We start from the raw sequence: 9256 nt of genomic DNA on the forward strand, positions 1-9256 counted from the left end.
AAAGAACAAGGAAAATAACTTTATAGCGTTCTTTTCCTTTGTTCTTTAACAATGGCTAACTAAATTTAAGTTAAAGACTATAAGTAAGATTCTAACTTTTAATTAAGTATATATATATATAAACTATTCATGTTTTTATAATATATGATACCTTTTATTGATATATATTAAATAATAAATTAATACAAGATTTTTATTTATTATTTAAAGACTATCTTTAGTAACTCCAGTTCCTTTAATAGTTAATTTAGTTTTTACTTCTAAATCAGTTATACTTAATGGATCTTCTATATTTTCCTTAGGAAAATACATTTCTGATAATCTTTTAATATCAAAAATATCTAAATCTTTTTCTTTATACTTATCAAAAATATATTTCATATATCCATTAATATATTCTTGCTCATTATAAACAATATAATTTAGAACTGATGGATCAACTACTAAATTACCCTGTATTTCACTTACAGCTACATCAACATTAACTTCTTTTATTAATTTAATTCTTCCATTTTCATAATTTAAAGTATCTTTAACACTGCTATTTAATATTTCTAAACTAATAAAATCTGATTTACTATTTGGGTTACTTGCTTCTAACACTCCACTTTTAGCTTCACCAATTAACATATTATACATTAAAGTATCTTCTACACTTATTTTTTCAACTAAAACATTATCCTTAAAAATAGATGCTCCGTTTATTTCTATCTTTTTATCTAATGCATCTTCTTTTAAATCGATAGATGTTAATAATGCTGTATTTCCTCCCATTAATGTATTACTTAAATAATAATTAATATTGGATTTTACTGACTTAGAATTATACTTTTCCTTACCTGCTAAATCATTTAAGAATAATCCTAAATATTCTTCATCTCCTGATACCGTATCTAATAAATCTTCCACATCTCCATAATAAATAAAAGCACTTGGCTTAATTTGAAAAGCACTATTATTATTAATTAAATCTAAGAATTTTTTTATTCCCTTCCTTGCAGCTTTTTCAGTAAATATATATGCTCTGGTTTGACTATAATCAAGCTTATAACTAGATACTCTATTAATATCTTCTAAAGCTTCCATAGAAGTTTTCCCTTCACCTTTATATATAATACGCCTTCCTTTATCTGAGCTATCATTAGTGCTTCTATATGGCTTTATACAATCTAGATATAAAATAACCTTTCCTAAATCATCTACATCAAAAATCACACTTGTTGGAAATGTGACTTTATTAATATCATGATAATTAAAGCATCCAGTTAGAAGTAATGGCAATAAAATTACACAACATAAAACAAAAGCTTTTATTCGTCTATTTTTCATTGGCATCATTACCTCCTGTTCCTATTATTTTATTAGAAATCCTATCTAACCTTCCTCTAAAGAATACATCCTTAAATCTATATTCACTTACAGTACCAAGTGGAAATAAAAATGGATATCCCACAGAATCAAGCTCTACTATTTGAATAATATAAATCATTGCAGCACATAAAAAACCTGGCAATCCTAATAATGCTGATGATACCATTATTACTATTGACCAAAATGAAATTGCACCATAAATTTTAGGAATTAAGAAATAACTTAATGTACTTATTGCAACTACAATTATAGTAATTCTTGATGCAATTCCTGCACCTACAGCTGCATCCCCTAAAATAAGGGCAGATACTATACTCATTGCCCCACCAATGGGCTGTGGTAACCTCAAGCTAGCTTCTTTAATGAGTTGAAATGCAAGCATCATTACAATTACTTCAACAAAAGTAGGTAATGGTACTCCAGCCCTCGATACAGCTAATCTAAATACGAATAAACTTGGAATCATTGAAAAATGATATGTAATTATTGCAACATAAAGTCCTGGCAAAAATGAAGCGATTAAAAATGCAATCCATCTTAAAATTCTATTAAAATTTGTATAATATCTATTTATATAATAATCATCAGGCATTTGGAAATTTTCTAAAAAGAAATATGGTGCTGTTATTACAAATGGTGTACCATCTACAATAAGTGCTACACGCCCCTCAAATAACTTTGCTGCTACTTCATCAGGCTTTTCAGTATATCCTATGGTATCAAAAAATGACTTTTTCTTTTTTAAGTTTGCCTCAATATAATTAGAATCTAAAATAAATCTCATATCTAATTTTTTAATCTTATTTTTCACTTTATCTACTAATTCATTTGGAGCAACCCCCTTAATATATGCTAGTGCAACAGCCGTTTGAGATTCTTCCCCTACTACAACAGTTTCAAATTTCAAATCAGGATTTTTTACACGTCTTCTTATTAATGCAACATTATCTACTATAAGCTCATTAAATCCTTCCCTAGGGCCCTTTAAAACAGCTTCTGTTTCAGGTATTCCTATTCCCCGTCTTGGAAAGTTTTTAACTTCACAAAAGATAATTTCATTAAAATCATTTAAAACTAATATGGCGTCTCCAGATAAAACATGCATAAGTGCATCATCTAAATCCTTTGCCATACCAGTTGCACTTATATCCAACACCTTTTCTAATAAATCATTTGGTGTTTTTATCGGAACTCCCTTTAATTGTCCAAATCCCCTTAATGGTAATATTAAATACTCCATCATCCATTGACCATTACATAAATCATCTATAAATACAATGGTACCATCACCAAGTATTGTATTTACATCTTTGTACTTTACATCAAAATTTCCTTCAAATCGTTGTTTAATATAACTTAAATTATCCATTTACATCACCTAAGGATATTATTCCTCTACACATGTTTAATATTCATTTTTTTGAGAATAATAAAATAGACTTAATTTATTTTGTGATGTGCATTATTAAATTTCAATTCTACAAATTGTAATTAATAACGTCATATTCATAGATAACTTATTCTTGACTTTAGTTTGAGTTAAAACATTACTTGAAGTTAAGAAAATCAGTTTATATTTGATGTTGGAGGAATAAAAATGAATAAAATATCAGCAAAACACTTTATACTCTTTATATTTAGTGTTACATATATATCATTAAAAACATATCCTTCTTTATTTATTAAAGAGGGGGGAAGGGACACTTGGCTATATACATTAATTATTTATTTAATTTTCTTTGCATTTGCAATGTACTTAATTTACGTTATGGATTCTAAAAAAGTTTATAATATAAATGAGATATTTACCTTAGGACTTTCTAAACCTTTAGGAAATGTATTTTTATTTTTATTTGCATTTGGATTATTTTTAGCTTCATTAGAGGCTACTTCCGTAGAAGCTAATGTTATTAAATCTTGTTTTTTCCTTGAAACTCCTACGTGGTATATAATAATATTTTTCCTTTTACCATCAGTGTTTTTAATAGGGAAAAATATGAGTACATTATTAACCTTTGTAATAATATTAATATCTTCATTAGGTGTTAATACAGCAATACTAGCTATTATTACTGAAAAATACAAGGATATTAAATATATAATGCCAGTGCTTTCTGGTAATATAGGTAGCCAATTTTTCTCTACTCTTTTACTTGTTTTAGGTTCATTATCTGCTTTTGTTATTGCATTACCTTATTTAAAATATTTAAATAAAGGCAAGGATTTAAAGAAACATAGCATTATTGGATTAAGTATATTAGGTGCAATTTGCATTTATGTTTTAATTGGCATATTATCTAGTTTTGGACCTATTAGAGCTAGTAATTTGTTTTATCCTGAATTTACTCAAAGCCAAAGGGTTCAAATTGGAGGATTTTTAGAGTTTGGAGAATTCTTTTTCTTATATCAAACTGTCGCAGGTTTTTTCCTAAAGTACATTCTTTGTACTTATGGAATATACGTAATATATAAAAAATATATTAAAAATACTAAATGCTTTATAACAGTTTATACACTTGCTGTATTTATATTTTCAAGCTTTATTTCTAGGAATAATTACATCTTATTTTTTATACTAAAGTATTATCAATATATTAATTTAGTATTATTTATGGTAGTTCCACTAATAGCTTATATTTCTTTTCAAGTTCGTTATAAAAAGAAATAAATTTATCTTCTTTTTATAGTATGTTTGTTGCATTTTTGGTAAAATATGCTATAATAATAGTGTAATAAAAATCATTAGGAAATTCTATGATAATATCATTAAATACCCCTTTTTCCGTAGCGGGTTAAGTTAGTAGTTTTATCAAGATTAGCCCTATGGATTTTAAGGAGGTAAATGAAAATGGAAGATAAGAAAATCATTTGTAAGGACTGTGGAAAAGAATTTGTATTTACTGTAGGAGAACAAGAATTCTACAAAGAAAAAGGATTTGAAAATGATCCTGTAAGATGCCCAGACTGCAGAAGAGCTAGAAAAGCTCAAAAAATGAACAGAGAAAGAAGATAATCATTTAGAGTTAAATGTAGGAGCTACTAGTGTAGCTCCTTTTTTATTATACTTTATCATCATATAACATAATTCATTTGACATAAAATTTTGGTAATTTTATAATAGTAACTATAATTAATCATGTACGACTGAAAAGGTCTAATTGTTACCAACCTTAAAATTTAGAAAAGGGGTGCTATCTTTGGAAAACGTAGCAGATAAGAAAAAAATTATTTTCAGCGGAATTCAACCATCTGGAAATTTAACTTTAGGAAATTACTTAGGAGCATTAAAGAATTGGGTTAAGCTTCAAAATGAATACGATTGTTTTTTCTGTGTAGTTGATTTACATGCAATTACAGTTAAACAAGTTCCTGCTGATTTAAGAAAAAGAACTTTAGAAGTTTTAGCAATTTATATTGCTTGTGGTATTGACCCAGATAAAAATACATTATTTATTCAATCACATGTACCTGCACATTCAGAAGGTGCTTGGTTATTAACATGTAATACTTATATGGGTGAGCTTTCAAGAATGACTCAATTTAAGGATAAATCTAAAAAGCATGGTGATTCTATACCTGCTGGTCTATTTACTTATCCTGTTCTTATGGCTGCCGATATATTATTATATAATACTGATTTAGTTCCTGTTGGAATCGATCAAAAGCAACACTTAGAGCTTGCTAGAGATTTAGCTACAAGATTTAATAATGCTTACAGCCCAACATTTAAAGTACCAGACCCTTATATTCCACCAGTTGGAGCTAAGGTTATGAGTCTTCAAGAGCCTACTAAGAAGATGTCTAAGTCTGATGATAATCCTAACAGCTACATCTTAATTATGGATCCACCTGAAGTTATAAGAAAGAAAATTTCTAGAGCTGTAACTGATAGTATTGGTGTTATAAATTATACTGATGAACAACCAGGAGTTAAGAACTTACTTGATATTCTTATTTCAATTAAGGGATATAGCAAAGATGAAGTTGTTGAACTTTACAAAGATAAAGGATATGCTGATTTAAAGAAAGATGTTGCAGATGCAATTGTTGAAGAATTAGCTCCTATTCAAGAAAGAGTAAACAACTTACTTAAGGATAAAAAAGCTTTAGAAGAAATTTATAAGCTTGGTGCTGAAAAAGCAAATTATGCGGCTATTAAGAACTTAAGAAAGATGCAAAAGAAAATAGGTCTTATACCAAGAGCATAAACCTAATTTTAATTATGATAAATGGCAAATAGTAAATTTATATTTTTCTATTTGCCATTTCTTTATTTTATATTAATTATCTTTCCCAAGGCTTAGTATTTAAGTATTCTATAAATGGTTCTCTAAGTTCTTCTCTCTTCATAGCAAACTCAACAGTTGCTTGTAAGAAGCCTAACTTATCGCCTACATCATATCTTCTTCCTTCAAAGTCATATGCATACATAGCTTCATTTTTAATTAATGTTTCTAATGCATCTGTTAATTGAATTTCATTTCCTTTTCCTGGAGCAGTATTTTCTAATATCTCAAATATTTGAGGAGTAATAATATATCTTCCTAATATAGCTATATTACTTGGTGCTTCTTCTACTGATGGTTTTTCAACTAATCTCTTAACCTTATATACCCTATCTTCTATATGAAGTCCATCAACAATACCATACTTATCAACATCTTTAGGATCTACTGTTTGAACTCCTAATATAGTAGTCTTATATTCATTAAAACAATTAATTAATTGCTTTAAGCATGGAACTTCACTATCAACAACATCATCACCTAACATTACTGCAAATGGTTCATTACCAACGAAAGATTTTGCACAATGAATTGCATGACCTAAACCTCTTGGTTCCTTTTGTCTTATATAGTGAATATCCACCATATCAGAAATTCCTCTAACCATATCAAGCATTTCTTGTTTTCCTGCTTTTTCAAGTTCTATTTCTAATTCAACTGATTTATCAAAGTGATCTTCAATAGACTTTTTATTTCTTCCTGTAATTATTAGTATTTCTTCAATCCCCGATGCTACTGCCTCTTCAATTATATATTGAATTGTTGGCTTATCTACTATTGGAAGCATTTCTTTAGGCTGAGCTTTTGTTGCTGGTAAAAATCTTGTACCAAGTCCAGCTGCTGGTATTATTGCCTTTCTTACTTTCATATTATTTCCTCTCTTATACAAATAAAATTTTAGTATACATAAATGAAAATCTAAATTTTCAATTTGCCTATTTGAAGTTACTCCTTCAACCCTAAAGAGAAGGAGTTTAGTATAATATCATAATATCATAATAGGCAGCTTTAAAAAAGATTAAAATCGTTATCATAATACCTTTTTAAAACTACCACTCTTCTTTGGTTTATAATATTTATTCTTTCCTATAAATCAACCCTTAATATTTTATGTATTATTATTTAAGTATACAAATAGTATAATTATTTGAAAATCCCTATAATAAATGTTATTATTAAATTCGTAATTAATAATTATTAATTTATCAATTAATCATAGGTTTAAGTTAATAATTTATAAATTATTCTTTAGAAAGAGGGATACATATGAAAAATAAAACAAGAGATTCTATTGTAGTAGGCTTTGCACTATTTTCAATGTTTTTTGGTGCTGGAAATCTAATCTTCCCACCTGCACTTGGAAATATGCTTGGCGATAAATATTTATTAGGTATAGTTGGATTTGTTCTAACAGGTGTTGGACTACCTTTACTTGCTATTCTTGCCTGTTCAAGAGGTAATGGTACCTTTGAAAGTATAACTAATAAAATTGGTGTGAAATTCACCTTAATTCTTACAACAGTTTTATTCTTTGCAATAGGACCCCTATTAGCAATACCAAGAACTGCTGCGACAACTTTTGAAATTTCAATACTGCCATTTTTCCCAAACTGGTCACCAGTAATAATAATGGCAATTTACTTTATTATTAACTTATTCTTTGTGTTAAGACGTTCATCAATTATTGATACTATCGGTAAATTCTTAACACCAGCATTAATAATAATATTAACTATAGTAATTGTAAAAGGTGTGGTAAGCCCTATTGGTGAAATAGTATCAACTGGAGCAACTAATGTATTATCAACTTCATTACTTGAAGGATATCAAACAATGGATGCCTTAGCTGCATTACTATTTGCTGGAGTAATAACTTCTTCTATAGTTAGTAAGGGATATAAGGGAAAAGAAGTTAATTCTGTGTTATTAAAAGCTAGCATTATTGCAGTTATTGGATTGGCATTTGTTTATGGTGGTTTAACATATATAGGTGCTCATACTGTAAATTTAGTTGATGGAAACATAACAAATACTTCATTATTAGTATTCATTGCAAAAAGAATTTTAGGTACTTTTGGTGTAGCCTTAATTGGAGCTGCTATTGGCCTTGCTTGTTTAACAACTTCTATAGGATTATTAACAGCTGGTTCTACTTTCTTTGAAAAAGTAACTAATGGTAAATTATCTTATAAATTTAATGCAATTGCTATTTCTTTAATGAGCTACTTGATTGCTTGTCAAGGTGTTGATAATATTGTTAAATTATCAGTTCCAATATTAAATGTTTTATATCCTGTAGCTATTACTATTATTGCAGTTACTATGTTTAATAAGGTTTTAACTAATATAATTGCTATTAGATTAGCTGTTTATACTTCATTAGTATTTGGATTATTATTTTCATTATTTGGTACTGCTTTAAACTTTATACCTTTAGCTAATATTGGATTTGGATGGGTTATTCCTACTTTAATTACTTTAGTTATTGGATTATTTATAAAACCAAAAAAAGCTGAATAAATTACATAAAAAAAAGAGTATTTCCAAAACAAGAAATACTCTTTTTATATTATTATTGTAAAACAACCGCTACCTTTTCTGCTATTATTTCTGCTAGCTTTTGTTGATGAGATGCAGTGCTTACTTTAGCTGCTTCTGTTGGATTAGTTAAAAATCCATTTTCAACTAATATAGAAGGCATTAATGTATTTTTACAAACATAAAGATTACTATCCTTAGCACCTCTGTTATACATATTTAGTTTACTTGAAACCTCATTTGTAATTTGAGTTGCCACAGATTTACTAACTTGAACTTTTTCAGTATTACTTCTAGAACTATAAGAAGATCTTTCTAGAGTTAAATCTCTTCCATCTTCAGTTATATAGTTTCTAGCTACAGTAGTAGTAGCAAGAGGAGTTCCTGTACTATAATATACTTCAAATCCATTTGCTGATTCACTAGTAAATGAATTGTGATGTATTGAAACAAAGAAATCAGCATTCATTTCATTAGCTACACTAACTCTCTTTCTTAAGCTCTCTGTAGAATCTGTAGATATCAATCCGCTTCCTTCATATCTAGTCATATATACTTCAATTCCCTTAGCTTCTAATTCTGCCTTTAATCTTACAGCAATTTGTAAGTTTAGGTTTGATTCTATATAAGTAATACCACCATGAGTAGCTGAAGCCCCTGGATCTCCACCTGGATTTTCATGACCTGGATCTATTACAACTAAATTAGCTTTTCTGTAAGTAAAGTTTCTTTCTATAGTTTGAACAGTACCATCATTTTCAGTTATTTTTACTGTTAATTTCTTGTTTCCAGGTAATAAACTTGATATATTAACTGTTCCATCAAAACCTGGATTGTTTCCACTTGGATATCCTGGATACACATTATTTACATCAGCTCTACTTGTTCCGTAAGGTACAGTTCCTAGATCTTTTCCATCTACGTATACTCTTACTTCTTTTATTCCAACTGATGATAATGCCCATCCTCTTATTTTCAGACTATTTCCTGTTGCTGAATAATTAGCAGCTGGTTCATCTAAGCATACCCTTGTTTCTAATCTAACTACTTTTATTGTTCTA

The 9256-nt window shown here is 28.2% G+C and carries 8 protein-coding genes; 4 read left to right on the forward strand and 4 right to left on the reverse strand.

Going from position 1 to position 9256, the window contains the following annotated elements; translation table 11 throughout:
• Window positions 1-204: 204 nt before the first annotated feature.
• The gene (locus tag I4V63_RS04700; RefSeq protein ID WP_196000140.1) at window positions 205-1329 is read right to left on the reverse strand and encodes a Ger(x)C family spore germination protein; all 1125 of its coding nucleotides are present in this window, start codon (window positions 1327-1329) and stop codon (window positions 205-207) included.
• Complete coding sequence (locus tag I4V63_RS04705) at window positions 1319-2740, reverse strand: spore germination protein (protein ID WP_196000141.1); 1422 nt, start codon at window positions 2738-2740, stop codon at window positions 1319-1321. Before I4V63_RS04705 ends, I4V63_RS04700 begins: the two co-directional genes overlap by 11 nt.
• A 228-nt stretch (window positions 2741-2968) precedes the next feature.
• Between I4V63_RS04705 and I4V63_RS04710 the strand changes: the two genes are divergently transcribed.
• The 3 genes from I4V63_RS04710 to trpS all read left to right on the forward strand — a co-directional run bounded on the left by I4V63_RS04710 (window position 2969) and on the right by trpS (window position 5579).
• Window positions 2969-4039: an endospore germination permease gene (locus tag I4V63_RS04710; RefSeq protein ID WP_196000142.1), complete on the forward strand. Its 1071-nt coding sequence runs from the start codon at window positions 2969-2971 to the stop codon at window positions 4037-4039.
• Window positions 4040-4219: 180 nt separating this feature from the next.
• Complete coding sequence (locus tag I4V63_RS04715; protein WP_196000143.1) at window positions 4220-4384, forward strand: zinc-ribbon domain-containing protein; 165 nt, start codon at window positions 4220-4222, stop codon at window positions 4382-4384.
• A gap of 184 nt (window positions 4385-4568) precedes the next feature.
• Window positions 4569-5579: a tryptophan--tRNA ligase gene (trpS, locus tag I4V63_RS04720; protein WP_196000144.1), complete on the forward strand. Its 1011-nt coding sequence runs from the start codon at window positions 4569-4571 to the stop codon at window positions 5577-5579.
• Window positions 5580-5655: 76 nt separating this feature from the next.
• On the opposite strand, the gene galU is transcribed toward trpS, so the two are convergent.
• Window positions 5656-6525 (reverse strand): UTP--glucose-1-phosphate uridylyltransferase GalU, encoded by an 870-nt coding sequence (gene galU, locus I4V63_RS04725; RefSeq protein WP_196000145.1) that lies wholly within the window; start codon window positions 6523-6525, stop codon window positions 5656-5658.
• A 398-nt stretch (window positions 6526-6923) separates the two neighbouring features.
• Between galU and brnQ the strand changes: the two genes are divergently transcribed.
• Window positions 6924-8177, forward strand: a complete 1254-nt coding sequence (gene brnQ, locus I4V63_RS04730) for a branched-chain amino acid transport system II carrier protein (RefSeq protein ID WP_196000146.1) — start codon at window positions 6924-6926, stop codon at window positions 8175-8177.
• A 52-nt stretch (window positions 8178-8229) separates the two neighbouring features.
• Here brnQ and I4V63_RS04735 read toward each other — a convergent pair whose 3' ends face one another.
• Complete coding sequence (locus I4V63_RS04735) at window positions 8230-9057, reverse strand: N-acetylmuramoyl-L-alanine amidase (protein ID WP_196000147.1); 828 nt, start codon at window positions 9055-9057, stop codon at window positions 8230-8232.
• Between the last annotated feature and the right edge of the window lie 199 nt (window positions 9058-9256).

The sequence above is a fragment of the Clostridium sp. 1001271B_151109_B4 genome (genome assembly GCF_015670405.1).
In the GTDB taxonomy this organism is placed as follows: Bacteria; Bacillota; Clostridia; order Clostridiales; family Clostridiaceae; genus Clostridium.